Origin of the sequence: Thiorhodococcus fuscus (genome assembly GCF_042682685.1) — a bacterium.
GTDB classification, from domain to species: domain Bacteria; phylum Pseudomonadota; class Gammaproteobacteria; order Chromatiales; family Chromatiaceae; genus Imhoffiella; species Imhoffiella fuscus.
On sequence record NZ_JBHUHX010000015.1, the window covers coordinates 35,940 to 53,770 of the forward strand.

General features: G+C 65.7%; 16 protein-coding genes. 12 read left to right on the plus strand and 4 right to left on the minus strand.

Features of this window, described 5'->3' with window-relative positions:
- Window positions 1-211 precede the first annotated feature (211 nt).
- On the minus strand, window positions 212-1,222 hold the full coding sequence (locus ACFSJC_RS06770) for a sulfate ABC transporter substrate-binding protein (RefSeq protein ID WP_386025040.1): 1,011 nt from the start codon (window positions 1,220-1,222) through the stop codon (window positions 212-214).
- A gap of 248 nt (window positions 1,223-1,470) precedes the next feature.
- Here ACFSJC_RS06770 and cysT point away from each other — a divergent pair, with 248 nt between their 5' ends.
- Genes cysT through ACFSJC_RS06790 form a run of 4 tightly spaced genes read left to right on the plus strand, consistent with a single transcriptional unit; the run spans window position 1,471 to window position 5,227 of the window.
- On the plus strand, window positions 1,471-2,325 hold the full coding sequence (gene cysT / locus ACFSJC_RS06775; RefSeq protein ID WP_386025043.1) for a sulfate ABC transporter permease subunit CysT: 855 nt from the start codon (window positions 1,471-1,473) through the stop codon (window positions 2,323-2,325).
- A complete protein-coding gene (gene cysW, locus ACFSJC_RS06780) occupies window positions 2,325-3,206 on the plus strand; it encodes a sulfate ABC transporter permease subunit CysW (RefSeq protein ID WP_386025046.1) in 882 nt (293 codons plus the stop codon). The genes cysT and cysW overlap by 1 nt, the downstream gene beginning before the upstream one ends.
- 10 nt (window positions 3,207-3,216) lie before the next feature.
- A complete protein-coding gene (locus ACFSJC_RS06785) occupies window positions 3,217-4,302 on the plus strand; it encodes a sulfate/molybdate ABC transporter ATP-binding protein (RefSeq protein ID WP_386025049.1) in 1,086 nt (361 codons plus the stop codon).
- A 1-nt stretch (window position 4,303) separates the two neighbouring features.
- Window positions 4,304-5,227, plus strand: a complete 924-nt coding sequence (locus tag ACFSJC_RS06790) for a CysB family HTH-type transcriptional regulator (protein WP_386025052.1) — start codon at window positions 4,304-4,306, stop codon at window positions 5,225-5,227.
- Between the two features lie 104 nt (window positions 5,228-5,331).
- Here ACFSJC_RS06790 and ACFSJC_RS06795 read toward each other — a convergent pair whose 3' ends face one another.
- Window positions 5,332-6,222 (minus strand): HDOD domain-containing protein, encoded by an 891-nt coding sequence (locus ACFSJC_RS06795; RefSeq protein WP_386025054.1) that lies wholly within the window; start codon window positions 6,220-6,222, stop codon window positions 5,332-5,334.
- Window positions 6,223-6,595: 373 nt separating this feature from the next.
- On the opposite strand from ACFSJC_RS06795, the gene ACFSJC_RS06800 reads away from it, so the two are divergent.
- Complete coding sequence (locus ACFSJC_RS06800) at window positions 6,596-7,627, plus strand: phospholipase A (RefSeq protein ID WP_386025056.1); 1,032 nt, start codon at window positions 6,596-6,598, stop codon at window positions 7,625-7,627.
- Between the two features lie 219 nt (window positions 7,628-7,846).
- Window positions 7,847-8,740, plus strand: a complete 894-nt coding sequence (locus tag ACFSJC_RS06805) for a YfdX family protein (RefSeq protein WP_386025059.1) — start codon at window positions 7,847-7,849, stop codon at window positions 8,738-8,740.
- Window positions 8,741-8,863: 123 nt separating this feature from the next.
- On the opposite strand, the gene ACFSJC_RS06810 is transcribed toward ACFSJC_RS06805, so the two are convergent.
- Complete coding sequence (locus ACFSJC_RS06810) at window positions 8,864-9,499, minus strand: LysE family transporter (protein ID WP_386025062.1); 636 nt, start codon at window positions 9,497-9,499, stop codon at window positions 8,864-8,866.
- A gap of 27 nt (window positions 9,500-9,526) precedes the next feature.
- Window positions 9,527-9,856, minus strand: a complete 330-nt coding sequence (locus tag ACFSJC_RS06815; RefSeq protein ID WP_386025065.1) for a DUF1820 family protein — start codon at window positions 9,854-9,856, stop codon at window positions 9,527-9,529.
- Window positions 9,857-10,106: 250 nt separating this feature from the next.
- Here ACFSJC_RS06815 and corA point away from each other — a divergent pair, with 250 nt between their 5' ends.
- The 6 genes from corA to ACFSJC_RS06845 all read left to right on the plus strand — a co-directional run bounded on the left by corA (window position 10,107) and on the right by ACFSJC_RS06845 (window position 17,746).
- Window positions 10,107-11,324, plus strand: a complete 1,218-nt coding sequence (corA, locus tag ACFSJC_RS06820; RefSeq protein WP_386025068.1) for a magnesium/cobalt transporter CorA — start codon at window positions 10,107-10,109, stop codon at window positions 11,322-11,324.
- Window positions 11,325-11,383: 59 nt separating this feature from the next.
- Window positions 11,384-12,373 carry an acyltransferase family protein gene (locus ACFSJC_RS06825; protein ID WP_386025071.1) on the plus strand — a complete coding sequence of 330 codons (990 nt, stop codon included), beginning with the start codon at window positions 11,384-11,386 and terminating at the stop codon, window positions 12,371-12,373.
- Between the two features lie 43 nt (window positions 12,374-12,416).
- Complete coding sequence (locus tag ACFSJC_RS06830; protein ID WP_386025073.1) at window positions 12,417-14,801, plus strand: penicillin acylase family protein; 2,385 nt, start codon at window positions 12,417-12,419, stop codon at window positions 14,799-14,801.
- Between the two features lie 77 nt (window positions 14,802-14,878).
- Entirely contained in the window at window positions 14,879-15,823 is a 945-nt protein-coding gene (locus ACFSJC_RS06835; protein ID WP_386025075.1) for a hypothetical protein, read from the plus strand.
- The gene (locus ACFSJC_RS06840) at window positions 15,799-16,185 is read left to right on the plus strand and encodes a hypothetical protein (protein ID WP_386025077.1); all 387 of its coding nucleotides are present in this window, start codon (window positions 15,799-15,801) and stop codon (window positions 16,183-16,185) included. The genes ACFSJC_RS06835 and ACFSJC_RS06840 overlap by 25 nt, the downstream gene beginning before the upstream one ends.
- Complete coding sequence (locus tag ACFSJC_RS06845; protein ID WP_386025079.1) at window positions 16,175-17,746, plus strand: sensor histidine kinase; 1,572 nt, start codon at window positions 16,175-16,177, stop codon at window positions 17,744-17,746. The genes ACFSJC_RS06840 and ACFSJC_RS06845 overlap by 11 nt, the downstream gene beginning before the upstream one ends.
- Window positions 17,747-17,831: the final 85 nt, after the last annotated feature.

Consider the following 17,831-nt stretch of genomic DNA (forward strand, 5'->3'; position numbering starts at 1 on the left):
CGAGTCGCTACGCGAACCGGACTGAATCTCCCACGATACAGATGGCATACGTCGACCTGAATCGCTTCAAGGGCGTCAACAAAACCTACGTGCACGCCGTCGGCGCCGGTTGCGGCAATCGGTCGTACAGCGGCTGCGCGAAACCTTCCGCCGTGCCCCGCTGGGGGACGTCCGGAGCCTGCTCCGACCGGCCAGGCCCAGCGGCAACGGATCAACGCAAGCCGTAAATCTGGTCGAACAGACCACCATCGGCAAAATGCTTGCGCTGGACCGCCTGCCAGCCACCCAGGTCGTCGATCCCGACCCTCTCGACCTTGACGAAACGCTCGGCGAAGCGGGCAGCCACCCCGGGATCGCTCGGGCGGTAGAAATGCGTGGCCGCCAGTTCCTGCGCCGCCGGCGTATAGAGGAATTCGAGATAGGCGGTCGCGACCGCGCGGGTTCCCTTCTTGTCGACGGTCCGATCGACCACCGCGACCGGCGGCTCGGCGCGAATGGACAGCGACGGGACGACGATCTCGAAGCGTTCCTCACCGAACTCCCGAAGCGCCAGGTAGGCCTCGTTCTCCCAGGACAGCAGCACGTCGCCCAACCCCCGTTGCACGAAGGTGGTGGTGGCCCCGCGCGCGCCCGAATCCAGCACCGGGACATGGTGATAGAGCTGTGCCATGTAGTCCTTCACCTTGGCCTCGTCTCCGCCGTAACGACGCTCGGCCCAGGCCCAGGCGGCCAGATAGTTCCAGCGCGCCCCGCCTGAGGTCTTGGGATTGGGCGTGATGATGGCGACGCCATCCCGGATCAGATCTGCCCAGTCGTGAATCCCCTTGGGATTGCCCTTGCGCACCAGGAAGACGATGGTCGAGCTGTAGGGCGCACTGCGGTGCGGCAGACGCGACTGCCAGTCCTTGGCGAGCATGCCCTGCTCGGCGATGGCGTCGATATCGTAGGACAGCGCGAGCGTCACCACATCCGCCTCCAGCCCGTCGGCGACCGCGCGCGCCTGTTTGCCCGAACCGCCATGGGACTGCTGGATGACGAGCCGCTCTCCGGTCCGGGCCTTCCACTCGGCGATGAAGGCGGGGTTGAAAGCCTGATAGAACTCGCGGGTCGGGTCGTAGGAGACGTTGAGCAGGGTGGTCTCGGCCAGGACGGGTGCGGCGAGAACGAGCCCCAGCAGACCGCCGGCAAGCAAGCGGAACGAAGGCGCGAATGGGTGCTTCATGATGGAATCCTGTCTGTCGGCAAGGTTTGGTGCGCCCCATTGAAAAGCCCCGCGCATCCGGGACCAACCAAGAAAAACCGCATTGCTTATCAGACGACGCACCAGAACGCGGCATATCAGAATCCCTGCTTAACAAAGCAGAATTCGCTCGTTCCAGCCGTCACGCCACTGACATACCCTTCCGTGACCGATACGCACGGCCGCCGCGCCCTGCCCCAAGCACGCCCGATCCGGCAAGTACATCATCCATGAGTTTTGCGACCGCACTCGCTCCAGCGCCCCAGACCCGCGTCCTGCCGAGTTTCCGTCTGGCGCTGGGCTACACCCTGATCTATCTGTCGCTCATGGTGCTCATCCCGCTGGCGGCCGTGTTCCTGCGGACCACGACCCTGTCATGGGAGGCATTCTGGACCATCGTGACGGCGCCGCGCGTGGTAGCGACCTACCGACTGTCCTTCGGCGCCGCGCTCCTGGCGGCGGCGATCAACGGATTCTTCGGACTGCTGCTGGCCTGGACCCTGGTCCGCTACCGCTTTCCGGGCAAACGGATCGTCGATGCGCTGGTCGATCTGCCCTTCGCCCTGCCGACCGCGGTGGCCGGCATCTCGCTGACCGCGCTCTATGCCGCAAACGGCTGGATCGGGCGTCTGCTCGAACCGGTCGGGATCGAGGTCGCCTTCACCCCGCTCGGGGTCCTGGTGGCGATGGTGTTCATCGGGGTGCCCTTCGTGGTCCGCACGGTGCAGCCCGTCCTCGAGGATCTGGAGCGCGACCTGGAAGAGGCCGCCGCCAGTCTCGGCGCGACCCGCGTCCAGACCTTCTGGCGGGTCATCCTGCCGACGCTCTGGCCCGCCCTCCTGACCGGCTTCGCCCTGGCCTTCGCGCGGGCGGTGGGCGAATACGGCTCGGTGATCTTCATCGCCGGCAACATCCCGATGATCTCGGAAATCACACCGCTCATCATCATCACCAAGCTCGAACAGTACGACTATGCGGGCGCGACGGCGGTCGCCAGCGTCATGCTGGTCTTCTCGTTCGCCATGCTGCTCTCGATCAACCTGCTTCAGGCCTGGAGCGCGCGCCGCGCCGGGAGGAACCGCTGATGGCCACGGCCGCAACGCTCGCCGCCAGTATTGCGAACGACCGCGCACCAGCCAACGCCATCAGCGAGCCGCCCTGGCTCAAGGGGTTGATTCTGACGACCGCGCTAGGTTTCTTCGCGCTCTTTCTGCTGATGCCCCTGCTGGCGGTGTTCGCCGAGGCGCTGCGCAAGGGCTGGCTCACCTATTTCGGCGCCCTCGCCGACCCGGACGCACTGGCGGCGGCGCGGCTCACCCTGACGGTCGCGGCGGTCGCGGTTCCGCTCAATCTGGTGTTCGGCGTCGCCGCCGCCTGGACGATCGCCAAGTTCGAGTTCCGAGGCAAACGGCTACTGACGACCCTGATCGACCTGCCCTTCTCGGTCTCGCCGGTCATCGCCGGTCTCATCTTCGTGCTGCTGTTCGGCGCCCACGGCTGGTTCGGGGCCTGGCTGTTCGAGCACGACATCAAGATCATCTTCGCCGTCCCAGGCATCCTGATGGCGACGGTGTTCGTCACCTTTCCCTTCATCGCGCGCGAGCTGATCCCGCTGATGGAGGCGCAGGGGAAAGAGGAGGAAGAGGCGGCCGTGGTGCTGGGAGCCAACGGTCTGCAAACGCTGTGGCGGGTCACCCTGCCCAACGTCAAATGGGGCCTGCTGTACGGGGTGATCCTCTGCAACGCCCGCGCGATGGGCGAGTTCGGCGCCGTCAGCGTGGTCTCCGGTCACATCCGAGGACTGACCAACACCTTGCCGCTGCACGTCGAGATCCTCTACAACGAATACAACTTCGCCGCCGCCTTCGCGGTGGCCTCGCTGCTGGCGCTGCTGGCCATCCTGACCCTGGGGCTGAAGTCGCTCGTCGAATGGCGGGCACGCCGGGGCATCGAACACCCCCACTGAGGAGACACCCATGAGCATCAGGGTCGAGCATATCCACAAACGCTTCGGCGACTTCGCCGCGCTGAACGACGTCTCGCTCGATTTTCCGTCGGGCGCCCTGACCGCCTTGCTGGGTCCGTCCGGCTGCGGCAAGACCACGCTGCTACGGATCATCGCCGGACTGGAGTCGGCGGACAGCGGTCGCGTCATCCTCGACGACGAGGACGCCTCCGGCACCCACGTGCGTCAGCGCCGGGTCGGATTCGTCTTCCAGCACTACGCCCTCTTTCGTCACATGACGGTATTCGAGAACATCGCCTTCGGATTGCGGGTCAAGCCGCGCCGCGAGCGTCCCAGGGAGGCCGACATCCGCCGTCGGGTCCAGCGGCTGCTCGATCTGGTCCAGCTCGGATCGCTCGCCGAGCGCTTCCCGCCCCAGCTGTCCGGCGGACAGCGCCAGCGGGTCGCGCTCGCCCGCGCCCTAGCGGTCGAACCCTGCGTCCTGCTGCTCGACGAGCCCTTCGGCGCGCTCGACGCCCAAGTCCGCAAGGATCTGCGGCGCTGGCTGCGCCGTCTGCACGACGAATTGCACATCACCTCGGTCTTCGTCACACACGACCAGGAGGAGGCGCTGGAGGTCGCCGACCGGGTCGTGCTGATGAACCAAGGACGGGTGGAACAATGGGGAACGCCCGACGCGGTCTACGAGCATCCGTCGACGCCCTTCGTCTATGGGTTCCTGGGCGCGGTCAACCGCTTCCAGGGCCATATCGATGGGGCGCATCTGCGGATCGGCGAGGCGCGCCTGGCCCACCATCAGAACGCGGCGGCACACGGCAGCCAGGCGGTCGGCTTCGTCCGCCCTCACGAGCTGGAAATCCTCACCGATCCCATGGCCGACCAGGGTATCGAGGCCCTGGTGGCGCGCGTCCTGACCTTCGGGGCCAATGCACGCATCGAACTCGAGGATCCGATCGGAGACGCTGACACGGGCGAGCCACGGCATTACGAGGTGATCCTGCCGCGCGAGCGCATCGCCGAACTGGGCCTGACGGCCGGACAGACGGTACGGCTGGCCCCTTCGCGGATCCAGGTCTTCGCCGAGCGGGCCGCCTGAGATGAACTTCCAACAGCTGCGCATCGTGCGCGAGACGGTCCGTCGCCAGTTCAATCTGACCGAGGTGGCCAACGCCCTCTTCACCGCCCAATCGGGCGTCTCCAAACACATCAAGGATCTGGAGGACGAACTCGGCGTCGAGCTGTTCGTGCGCAACGGCAAGCGGCTGCTCGGCCTGACCGAGCCGGGCAAGGAATTGCTGCCCATGGTCGAGCGTATCCTGCTGGAGACGCAGAACATCAAACATCTGAGCGAGGAGTTCGCCCAACAGGACAGCGGCCATCTGGCGATCGCCACGACCCACACCCAGGCCCGCTATGCCCTGCCCCCCGTGGTGAGCCGATTCAAACAGGCCTTTCCCAAGGTGCACCTGGAATTGCATCAATGCGGGCCACGGGAGATCGTCGCGCTGCTACATGGGGGACAGGTCGATATCGGTATCGCCACCGAGGCGCTGGGCGACGAGGCAGGCCTGGCGACCTTTCCCTTCTACGAATGGCGGCATGCCCTGATCGTGCCCGACGGGCATCCGCTGATCGACGCCACGCCGCTGACGCTGAAGACGATCGCCGCCTATCCCATCATCACCTACCACCCAGGCATCACAGGCCGCGCCCGCATCGACGTGGCCTTCGCCAGCGCCGGACTCAGCCCCAATCTGGTGATGTCGGCACTGGACTCGGACGTCATCAAGGCCTATGTGGAATTGGGCCTCGGCGTCGGCATCATCGCCGCCATGGCCTATCATCCGGTACGCGACGCCGGGTTGCACCTGTTGGAGGCGCCGCATCTGTTCGGGGTCAACAGGGCCCGCATCGCGCTGCGCCGGGGCCGCTATCTGCGCGACTATGCGCTGAGTTTCATCACCGATTGCGCCCCCGAACTCACGTCAGGGGAGATCCGCGAAGCCGTCTTTCCTAAATAGACGCGAATTGATTCGCACCCACGCACATCGGAACGCCATTGCTGAGCGGTGCCGACTCCTGCGGGGGAATGGGACGCACCCTGATGCCCCCGAACGGCACGGAATCAGGAGCCCGAACCTGCCTGGACCATCGATTCGCACAGCCGCACCCAGTCGTCGTCCGCAATCTTCAGCTCTCGCCAGATCGCATCTTCCTCGGAGCAGACTTCGGACATGTCGAGCGATCCCTCGGAGAAGGCGGACAGCCGATGCGCCAGATTCGCCAGCGCGACCAAGGCGCGCACCTTGGGGTCATCCACCTCGGAGCACTCGACCCTGTGGTGCAGATAGATGGCCAGGGCCATCTGATCGGGCAGCTTCCAGTTACCGGCGAGCAGGAAGCTGACGGTCGGATGATCCACGCCAAGATGCTTCATCTCGAAATCGATCAGCACTGCGCTATCCGTGTGCCGATGGAGGATGAACTCGGTACTGTAGGACTCGAACAGGCCGGTGAAAACCAGACAACCAACGTCGTGCATCATGCCGAACAGATAGGCCTCGTCCGGGGTGACGCCCCGCGACAGGCGCGCGATTTCGACCATGGTGCGCGCCTCTTCGAGTATGGAATCCCAGACGACCTTCGACTCTCCACCCTGATCCGCCAGCATGCGGTCGATCGCCTCGGCCGTCACCATGTTGGCCAAACGGCGCAGCCCCATGATGGATACGGCCTGCTGAACGCTCCCCACCTTAGCGGACAGACCGAACGCAGGCGAATTGATGGTCTTGAGCAGCTTGCCGGTGATGGCAATATCCTGCCCGATGAGTTCAGACGCCTTCTGCATGTTCGGATCGGGGCGTTCCAGCTCGTCCTTCAGCGCCAGCACGATATCCGGTATCGGGGGAAGCTTGGCCTTCTTGACGACATCGAATGCCGCCTCCAGCGCCGGTCGCGAGGGATAGAGCCGGTTATCGGTGGATGTCGGAGCAGCAGCCCCTGTCGTCGTAGCCATTCGAAAATCACCATCGGAGCAGGAAATCATGCGGGAATGTTGGGACCTGACGCGCACCGAAGCAACCCCGGCTACGGGGAGCGATAGATGGACACGACCAGCGGAAACGCAAACCGAGCGACAGCGCACATGATGCGGATTGAAATCGCTCCGAGGCCAAGACATAGTGCGCGAAACGACGGGCATCGTCGAAATGGCCGAATCGACTCCCTCTCGTGAGGCCCGCCCATCGGCCATCCAGCGCCAAAACCCGGCGAACCTCGATCTAAGGAGTCCTATCATGGACGTTTTGCCAGCCGCGAATAGACCGACAGAAGAACCGATCCCCGCACCCGAAGTCGCGCGAACCGCCACGAGACCATCAGAGATCGCCGTGAATCGACCCCGCTGGATCGTCTGGGTCGCCTGCATTCTATGGCCGAGCATCGGCCTGGCGAGCGCGAATCTGGAGGACGGACTCGCGCGCTGCGCGGCCATCGCCGAGTCGAGCGACCGACTGGCCTGTTTCGATACCCTGGCCAAGCACGAACCGAGGGTCAAGCCAGGCATCGCGGTCGCTCCAGTCCCTCTGCCGGCCGCCGAAACGCCAGCGGTCGCCGCCCAGCCCATGACTGCCGCTAAGGCGCCCTCGATACCCGACATCGGAGAAGAGGCGAGCCAGCGGCGCTCGCTCGGAATCCGCCCCTATCGACCGAACTACCTCCTGCCGGTCTCCTACAACGACAATCCCAACCGCAACGTACCGGGTGAGGAGCGTATCGACATCCCCTTCCTCGGCGATGCGCTCGACAATGTCGAGATGAAGTTCCAGATCAGCTTCGAGGTGCCGATCTGGACCAACATTATCAACCGCGACTTGGACCTCTACTTCGCCTACACCCAACTCGCCTTCTTCCAGGCCTACAATCAGGAATACTCGTCGCCCTTCCGCGAGACCAACTACGAGCCCGAGCTGGGCCTGAATTGGCAGCCGAATCTCTCTGCGCTGGGTTGGCGTCTGTACTCGGCGCGGGTCATGCTGAACCATCAATCCAACGGCCGCTCCGACCCATTGTCGCGGAGCTGGAACCGTCTGATCGGACAAGTCGAGGCCGAGCGGGGTCCGTTCCAGCTCGCCCTGAGGGTCTGGTCGCCGCTCGAACCCAATCCGTCTGATAACCCGGACATCTACGAGTATCTGGGCTACGGCGAACTCCACGGCGGTTACGATCTGGGCAAGCACCATTTCGGCGTCATGTTCCGCAACCCCACGCACCCCAGCGTCCAGCTCGACTGGACCTATCCTTTGAGCGATTCGATCAAGGTCTACGCCCAATATTTCAACGGCTACGGCGAAAGCCTGATCGATTTCGACCACTCGGTGAACCGCATCGGAGTCGGCTTCCTGCTGAACGAATGGCCATAGGTTCCGTCCAGTTTCCGCTTCCCAGTCTTCAAGACTGGCCATCGGCCGCACTCCCCGGCCGGTGGCTTACCTCGATGTAATCCACTCGCCAGCGTTCGTTAAGGTGCCCTGGCGGATACTGTCAGCGTCGGGAAAGAAGACTCACGTCGAAACAGGATCGCAGCACCATCGCGGCGATCCATGGGTTTAAACGCCATTTAGACACAAGGGGAGACTTCGATGAAACGCACCTATCAGATCACCGCCGCCACGCTCATTGCACTGGCCTTCGTCGGCGTCACTCGGCAGCACGCCCAGGCCGAGAGCACGACGGCGACCAGCGACGCCAGCACCATCACGACCATCGTCACCGGCGGCCCCAGCAAGAAACAGGCGGCCGAACTCTCCGAGCACGGACTGGCCGCCACCAATGCGATCCATCTGGCGCGGCTGGCGATCAACGACGGCTATGTGGACAGCGCCAAGAAACTGCTCGCCGACAGCCGCAAACTGCTCGATGAAGTCCGAAAGGAAGACCGTCCGGTCACGGTCACGACCGATGTCAAGAACGCGGGCAAGAAGGTCGAACAGGCACGCAACAAGGAACGCATGGACCTGATTCCCATCCTGTCCGAACTCCAGGTGGTCGAAGGCTTCGACACGCCAGCCAACGCGGCGACCGATACGGCCAAGGACAAGCCACAGACCTCGGCGGACGCCAAACAGACCGCAACCATGGACAAGGCAGCGGAGCAGCAGGCATCCGCGCGAACCCAAGCGGAAGATAAGGCCATCTCGGAGGCCAAGGAGCATCTGCGCCAGGGCGACCAGCAGGCCGCAGCCAAGGCGTTGAAATTGGCGGATCTGACCCTGGTCACCCGGATAGTCAGCCTGCCTCTGGAAGAAACCAGTCAGAAACTGGATGCCGCCATCAAGCTCGTCGACCAAGGCAAGCTGCACGAGGCCAACCTGGAGCTGAAGCAGATCCAAGATAGCATGGTCCTGACCACGTCGGTCGTGTCCGAACCGGTCGCCGCGACCGATACCGCCCAGGCCGACGCCCACAACCAGACGGCCCGAAACGACCAACCTCAAAACGATCAAACCAACTCGGCCAAGACCAAGGTCAACTGATCGCGCCCCCGAGGGAAGACGCCCGGCCTTCCCGCAAAACCGAAAGCGGGACCGAAAGGTCCCGCTCCCTTTTGCCGCAATCGGCACCCCGCCACCCTGACGCGGGATTTCCATTCGCCTCCACTAGCCGCCAATCAGTCCCAGCAGCTCCAGGCCATCGCGCGCCAGCAGACCGGCCAGAAGCATCAGCAGCAGGCCCAGCAGTCGCATCAGATTGCGGTAGACCCTTCCGTTCAGATAGGACCGCGACCGGCCTGCGATCAGCGCCAACGCCAGCTTGGATCCGACCAGCAGCAGATAGAAGCTGACCACGAACACCCAAGGCGCCGCCGCACTCGCGGCCGACGCCTCGGACATGATCGGAGCCCCGACACCGAACCAGAAGAGGTAGGGATGCGGGCTCAAGAAATTCGCCAGGACGCCCTTGGTCAGCGACTTGGCCGGCCCCTCAGCGGAAGACACATCGATACCGGTGGTACGCAAACCTTCGTACCCCATCGAAAAAACGAAGGCGGCGCCCAGGAGCGAGATGACGCCGAGGACGGGGTGGAAATCCGCAAGCCCCGACACCAGAAACCAGGTCGCCAGGATGATCGGCAGATCCGTAAGGACCGGAGCGAAGGCGATCCGTACACCCGCCTGCACGCCGTGACGCAAGGTCTCGGAGATCACCAGCGCCAGCAGCGGTCCAGGAGCCAGTCCAGCGGAAATACCGAGCAAAGCACCGACGGAAAGGTAATGCACGACATCCTGATGCATGCGGTCACTGCGCCTCTGCGATCCCGGTCACTCGCGCCCCTTGGGTTTCAGCGGCATTGGGAAAGGGGTGATGGTCGCGCCCTCGCTCGTGCCGACGATGCGATTCTGTCCCTCCTTGCTGACTTCGTCGATACGGATGACGGCGTGCATGGGGATGTAGGTCCGCTTGACGCCCTCGAACTCGGCCTTGAGCTTCTCCTCCGAGGGATCGACAAGGATCTCGGAACGCTCGCCGAAGAGGATGTCGGCGACCTCGACGAAGGCGTACAGGTTGCTCGAATCGACGCTACGGGCATGGAGCTGATAGATATTCCCCTGATTGAGGAAGCTGATGCGGTAGATGCTGTGGTCACTCATATGGAAACGTCCTGACATTGGCCATCGTCTTCGGCTCAGAGCGGAGGCACGCACGCTGTCGCGGCCCCGTGGGCGCAGCCTACGCTAGAGATTCTCATCCTCCAAGAGAGCGCCCCCGCACCGGAAGGGATCCACCGACTATCGGTCGGCAGCACACGTGTCCCGATGCCCAGACCCGACGCCAACGGACTTGATCGCCGAGACGCCCCGACCGATAGTGGGTGCCGAGACTCGGAGATCGGATCAGACGATGACGCGAGAGCCCAGCGATTCCCGGCCCGACCCAGGCGGCACACCGCCGCCCGGAGCAGTGAACCCACGCCCAGAACACGGCCACCGGCACCCAAGAGCGGCACGGCATCGCCACGCCCGTCGGCTGTCCCGACCGCGCCTGCCGAGAGCCAAGCGAGCGCCCCCCGGACTGCCGGCCGGCATCGAGTATCACGAGCTGACCGCAACCTCGCCGGATACGCCGACCCGCATCCTCTGCACCGACTACAGCCCGGAGCGCATGGAAACCCAGGAGATCAGCGACGTCGCGGCCTTCCTCGCCATCCACCGTCCGAGCTGGACCCGGGTGCGCTGGATCCACGTCGAAGGGCTCCAGGACCAGAGCGCGCTGCGCACCCTGGCCGAGAAGTACAAGCTGCACCCGCTCGCCATCGAGGACGTTCTGGACCGGGCGCAGCGACCCAAGCTGGAAGACTATCCAGGGGAGGACGACCTGCCGGGCCGGCTGTTCGTCATGGCGCACGGAATCCAACTGATCGAGGGCCAACTGATCTCCGAGCCCACCGGATTCTTCCTCGGGCGCACCACGCTGCTGAGCTTCCAGCACAGCACCTGTCCTGCGATCGGGGAGATCCGCAAACGCCTGGACAGCCCGCGCTCGCGGGTGCGCCAGAACGATGCCAGCTTTCTGCTCTACGTCCTGATCGATGCGATGGTCGATCGCTACTTTCCCATCCTGGACGCCAGCTCGGAACGCCTGGAGGCCGTCGAGGACGAGGTGCTCACCCGGCCCGAAGCACTGAGCCTGCACGCCATGCACGAGATCAAGCGCGACTTGGTGATGATCCGCCGCAGCGCCTGGCCGATGCGCGAGCTGGTCGCCCAGCTCCAGCGCGAGCGCCACGAGTGCCTGTCCGAGATCGCCCAGACCTATTTCCGCGACGTCTACGACCATTGCGTCCAGATCATCGACCTGATCGAGACCTACCGCGAAATCGCCAGCGCCGTGACCGAGACCTACGTCTCTCTGGTCTCGAACCGCACCAACGACATCATGAAGGTCCTGACCGTCATCGGAACCATCTTCATTCCGCTGACCTTCCTCGCCGGGGTCTATGGGATGAACCTCGAAATGCCCGAGACTCACTGGGCGCCGGCCTATCCACTGTTCTGGATCACCTGCCTGGTGATCGCCGGCATCATGCTCTGGCGCTTCAAGCGCGGCGGCTGGCTCTAGCGCGAGAAACGCGAACGACCGCGCCCGATCTCAATCCACCCCAGCGAGGCATCTCCACCATGACCGACAGTGCCGACCCAGCCAAGGTCTCACGCAGCCTGGGCATCGATTTCCTACGTGCCGTCTGCATCCTCTACATCGTCGGATACTGGCATCTGATCCCCTACACCACCGCCCTGCCCGGCTACGCCAACTGGTTCACCGAAGGGCTCAAATACGTCGCGCTCTCGACCTTCGTCTTCTGCTCCGGCTATCTGCTCGGACGCGCGCGCATCCAGCTCGACCCGCGCGGGCTCTGGTCCTTCTACCAGCGACGTCTGCTGCGCATCTATCCCCTCTATCTGATCGCGCTGGTGGCGTTCGGTCTCTACGGCATCGCCAGTTGGGGACAGGTCCGCGACGGCGCGCTCCTGACCTCCATGTTCACGCCCCCGGCCATGCCGACCCTCTGGTTCATCACCATGATCATGGTGTTCTATCTGGTCGTGCCGCTGCTGATCCGCGTCGCCGACCGACCGCTGCCGACCGTCCTCATCGGCCTGCTCCTGGCATTGGCGCTCGCCGCGCAGCATCTGTGGGTCCGGCACATCGACATCCGCATCTTCATGTATCTGCCGGTCTTCGTCTTCGGCATCCTCTACCAGCGCCAACCGTCCTGGCGCGCCCTGGCCGAACGCCATCGCTGGGCACTGCTGGCGCTCGCCCTGCTTCTGCTGCCGAGCAGCCGTTTCGGCAACGAATGGACCCTGACCGGCGGCCTCACCATCGTCCCGCTGCTGCTGGCGAGCGCCACCGCTGCCGTCCTCTTCGCCGACCGTCTCGCCGCCCGGCTCCATGCCAACAGCATCGCCTGGCTCGCCTACACGAGTTTCGGCTTCTACCTGGTGCACCGTCTGGTCTTCAAGGCAAGCATCGCGTTCTATTTCCCGGCCGAAGGCTGGCATCAAGTCGGCTATCTCATCGCCATCGCCGTCCCTCTCAGCCTGCTGATCGGTTATGGCATGCAACGCGGCTACGACAGGATCATCGCACGCCGAACGGCGACCTGAGACGACACCGAAGGCTCGATCGCTGAACCGGAGGATTCGAGACATGAGGCACCCCACCGCTCGACGCCAACTTCCCCGCGTGCTGGTCCGGATTCCGGTCGGCCTGGTTCTGATCGCGCTCGCGGGTCTCGGCGGACTGCTGGGGGCGATCTACGCCAGCCTGCCGCCAGTCGATGGCAGCGAAACGCTGGCCGGACTGCATGCCGAGGTCGTCCTCGAACGGGATGCGCGCGAGCGCGTCAGCATCCAGGCGTCCGATCCGGAGGATCTGCTGTTCGGGCTCGGCTACGCCCACGCCCAGGATCGCTATTTCCAGATGGATCTGCTGCGCCGGGTCGGAAGTGGAACCCTCGCCGAGCTGATCGGATCGGCCGGCATCAACGCCGACCGTGGCGCGCGGCTGCACGACCTCGCCGGTACGGCGCGCGCATCGCTCGCCCGACTCGGCCCGAACGAGCGCGCCCTGCTCGACGCCTATGTTCGGGGCGTCAACGCGGGTCTGGCGAGTCTGACGGCACCGCCCTGGGAATACCTGCTCCTGCGCCAATCGCCCGCACCCTGGCGCCCGGTCGACAGCCTCCATGTGGTCCTGGCCATGTTTCGCGATCTCCAGGAGGAGACCAACCGGGCCGAACGCGCCCTGGACCTGGCCTCGCGGACGCTGGATCCGAGCGTCTTCGCGCTCTTCAGACTCTCCCCCGGTCCCTGGGAAGCGCCGATCGAAGGATCCGCCGGAACCTGGCCAACGGTTCGCATCCCGGCCTCGGGACCAGCCGCCGCATCGAGCGCACCGGTCCCGCCGCCTATCCCCGACCCCATGCCGGCCGGCAGCAACGCGTTCGCCGTCGGCGGAGCGCTCACTCGGGACGGTCGCGCACTGATCGCCAACGACATGCATCTGACGCTGCGGGTGCCGACCATCTGGTATCCGATCCGTCTCCAGCGCAGCGGCGACAGACCGATCGATGCGGTCGGAGTCAGCCTGCCCGGCGCTCCGGCACTGGTGGTCGGCAGCAACGGACACATCGCCTGGGGCCTGACCAACAGCTATGGCGACTGGCTCGACCATGTGGTTCTGGAGCTGGACCCGACCGACCCGACTCGCTATCGCACCCCGGACGGCTGGCGCACCCTGGAGTCCCGTACCGAGTGGATTCCGGTTGCGGGCGCCGAACCGGTACGGTTCAAGGTCCAGCAGTCGATCTGGGGGCCGGTGGTCGGCCATGACCCGGACGGCCGTCCGCTCGCCCTGCGCTGGGTGGCCCAGGAGCCGGAGGCGCTCAATCTGCAACTGATGCGGATGGTCGAGCAAACCTCGGCCGAGTCGGCGCTGCGGCTCGCACCCAACTGCGGCGTTCCGGCCCAGAACATCCTGGTGGCCTCGGACAGCGGCGAGGTCGGCTGGACCATCCTCGGCCGCGTCCCACGTCGACAGGGGCTCGATGGCCCCCGCCCGCAAAGCTGGGCCGACGGCCAGACGGGCTGGTTCGGCTGGCTGGAGCCGGATGAGGTGCCCCGGATCGGACCGGATCGCGGGGCGCGTCTCTGGACCGCCAACGCACGGGTGGTCGATCTGAACGCACAGCGTCTGCTCGGCGACGGCGGCTACGACCTGGGTGCCCGGGCACGCCGCATCCGCGATCGGCTCATGGAGCGCGAAATCTTCGATGAGTCGGCGCTCTTCGACATCCAGCTCGACGACCGTGCCGAACTCATGGAGGGCTGGTATCGGCGACTGAACGCCTTGGTCCAGGCCCGACCGGCATCGCCTGAGCGATCCGCGCTCCTGACACTCCTCGCCGACTGGGACGGCAGGGCGAGCACCGACTCGGTCGCCTACCGGCTGACACGCGAATGGCGCACAGCGGTCTCGGCGGCCGTGCTCGACGCACTCAACCAGCCCCTGAGCCGACTCTCGAACGACTATCGGCTCGCCGACCTGCCCCGCACTGAGGTCGCGGTCTGGTCCATCCTGCGCGATCCGCCAGACTGGGTCCCACCCGGCTATGGCGACTGGAACGCGCTGGAGAATCGATGTCTGGAGCGGGTGATCACCCCTCGAAACATGCCCGAGCCCTGGTCGGAGCACACCTGGGGCGCGCGCAACACGACCGCCATCGCGCATCCATTCTCGCCACTCCTGCCGAGCTGGATCCGATCCTGGCTGGACCTGCCGCCACGCCCCATCCCCGGCGATTCGAACGTCCCGCGCGTCGCCAGTCCCACTCACGGGGCCTCGGAACGTCTGGTCGTCGCCCCCGGCGCGGAGTCGCGCGGCATCCTCCAGCTACCTGGCGGGCCCAACGCCCATCCCTTCGCCGCCGCGCGCGAGGGCGACTATGACGCCTGGGTCGCTGGAGAACCGGTCGCCCTGCTGCCCGGACCGGCAAGACACCGGCGCATCCTGCGCCCCATCGCCAACGACTGATGCCCGTCCGCCCCCATCCTCCAAGCCCCGCAAGCCGAATCAGGCGACATGCGACGCGGCTCGGGCTGTGTGCGTCCATGCTTCTGTCGTCGTGCCAGACCAGCGCCGATAACATCGAGCTGAGCGGAGAAGCCAGTGTCGGCTATGACACCAACCCCGCGCAGAGCCACGCGAGCGAGGATCTGGCCTTCGCCCGCATCGCGCTCGGCGCCGCAAAAACGCTGACCCTGGACCAGTCGGATCTGAGATTCGCCCTCGACGGCTGGTACCGCGACTACGCAGCCGACAACGACAGCTATCGCCTGGCCCTGAGTTCCGCCTGGTCGCGCCCCACGGCGCGCGACAGGGGTCTGCTGACGCTCTCGGTCGCGGGGGCGATCTACCGCGACGCACTGGTCCCGGCCGACGCGCGCAACGAGGCCGCGCTAACCTTGCGCTACGATCGCATCCTGAACGCCCGCGACACCGTCGGTCTCTCGGCCGAGGTTCGCCGGCTCGACTATCGCAACCCATCCCTGCCCTGGTCGGGTCGGCCCGGATCCGGCTCGGGCCTGCAGCTCTCGCACGGCCGAGGCAAGACATCGGGCAGACAGGGACCAGGACGTCAATCAGCCGCACGGGAACAGCGACGCGACGACCAACGCTCGACCATCGCCCTCGACGCCAGTCACGCCTGGTCCCCGGCCCTCTCGACCCGAATCACCCTGGCCCATGCGCGCAACGCATCGACGGTCGCACTCGAATCCTACGATCGCAGCGGCATCGGATTTTCGGCTCGGTTTATGCTGAATCATTCCTGGCTGCTGGAGTCCGGCCTTGGCTGGTCGCGCTCCGACTACAGCCACACCCAACGCCGGTTGGAGCGCCGGGACGAGGAACTGAATGCGGCGTTGGTCATACGACACCGGCTCGGCGCACGCGAACTCTTCTGCGGACTGGATTGGCTAAACGACAAGTCGACAATCGATGAACGCTCATTTCGACAACAGGTGATCCAGTGCGGCATGGCCTGGTCTTTCTGAAACGCGCCCTCAACGTGCTGGCGCTCTGCTGCATTTCGAGCGTGTGGGCCGAGGATCCCTGGCTGGCGCGCGTGCAGAACGTCGAGCCGGACCGGGTCACGCTCGCGATCGAGAACGCGGCCGAAGGCGGCCCCCGCACCGTCGTGGTGGCGGTCGACCCACAGTCCGGCCCGAGCGGAATCGCACCGGGACAGCTGATCCGGGTCTGGCCTGGTGCGCCACCCGGCACCGACGGCATCTGGAATCAGGCGCGCCTGGTGCCCTTCGAGCGCGGTCCCGGCCTCACCGACCGCACCGGCGTGCGCACCCGCATCAGGTTCGGCGCCCAGCGTGGATTCGGCGGAGGCCGAGGTGGACGTTAAAGGCGGCAGCGGACGGCTGCCGCCGCTCTGGCTCGGGCATCTGCTGGTCTTCGGGCTGCTGTTCGCGCTGGTCCTGACCTGGTTCTTCGTCCAGACCCGCCAGGCGCAACGCCTCTTCCTCGAAGACGCCAGCGAGCACGCCCGGCTGCTGACCGATGCGGTCATCCTCCATGCGCGCGGCGCACTGATGGCAGAGGAGATGACCGAATCGCTGCTGACCCGCTCGCTCGCCAACTCGGCACGTTTCGTCGCCTATCTCGACGCCATCGCACCCTTTCGCGCCGAGGAGTTGAGCGCCTTCGCCGCCGAGGCCGGGCTCTCGGTGATCCGGATCGTGCGCGCGGCCGAAAGCGTCCAGGGGCCGCCCGACTGGCGGCCGAACCAGCCGCTCGATTGCAGCCGGCTCGACCAACTCATCCTCATGCGCTCCACCCACACCCTCCTCTATGGACTCGGGAACGCGGACGGTAACGGTTGCATCCTGGTCGGCATGGACAGTCGCGACAGCGAGGCGCTGGAAGCGGCGGTCGGTCTGCCAAAGGCGTTAGAGTCAGTCGCGGCCCTACCGGGCGTGGTTACCGTTCGTCTGGAGGGCCAGCCCCGCACCCGCACGACGCAACCCCTGGAATGCAGCCTGCCGCAGGTCTCCATCCGACAGTTCGCAAACGGGCTGACGGTCGCCCAGGCGCGCGCCTCGGTGGCCGGGGCACGCCTGTTGCTCGAATTGGACGCCGGCCCGCTGATCAAGATGCGCGAACGGCTGTGGCTCGAATTCCTCGCCTTCATGGCCGCACTCCTGCTGGCCGGTGGCACCGGGACCTTGATCCTGCTCCGCCACCAGCGCGCCCACGAGCGCCAGCGGCTCGACTACGAGCGCCGTCTGTACCGCCAACGCGAAGAGGCCGCCCTGGGTCGAGCCGCCGCCGCCATCGCCCACGAGATCCGCAATCCGCTCAACGCCATGGCGATGGGGCTGCAGCGTCTGCAACTGGAGGCCGATGAGCTCGACCCAGAGCACCGGCGTCTGGTCGAGCTGGTCGCCCAGGCGGTGCGACGCACCAACGGCTCCGTCACCGGGCTGCTGGACTATGCCCGGCCGGTACGCCCGCGCAGCGAGCGCATCGCGCTCGATCGGCTGGTCGCGGATCGGCTGAGCCTCTATCGCCAGCGGCTCGACGACAGCGGCATCCGACTCGAGGCGAGCTTGCGGCCGGAGACCTGGATCAGCGCCGACCCGGATCTCCTGACCCAGGTCCTGGACAACCTCCTGCGCAACGCCCTGGAGGCACAGCCGCGAGGCGGAGACATCCAGGCCCGAGTCGAACGCGACGGCGACCAGGCGCGCCTGATCGTCGCCAATCCCGGACTGGAGCTGGAAGCCGCCGAGGTCGAGCGCATCCTGGAACCCTGGTTCACCACCAAGGCCGAGGGAACCGGACTGGGCCTGGCCATCTCGCAGCGCATCGTCGCCGCGCACGGCGGACGGCTGGAGATCAGGGTTCCGACGCCGGGACGGCTGAGCCTTTCGGTGACGATGCCGATACGGGGAGCAACAGACTGATGCGTCGAGAGCCGGGTCTCGTAGGGCGCAATAGGCCGCCGTCAACGGGTACCTACACCCCTTCGATGCCGGCGATACGCTCGCT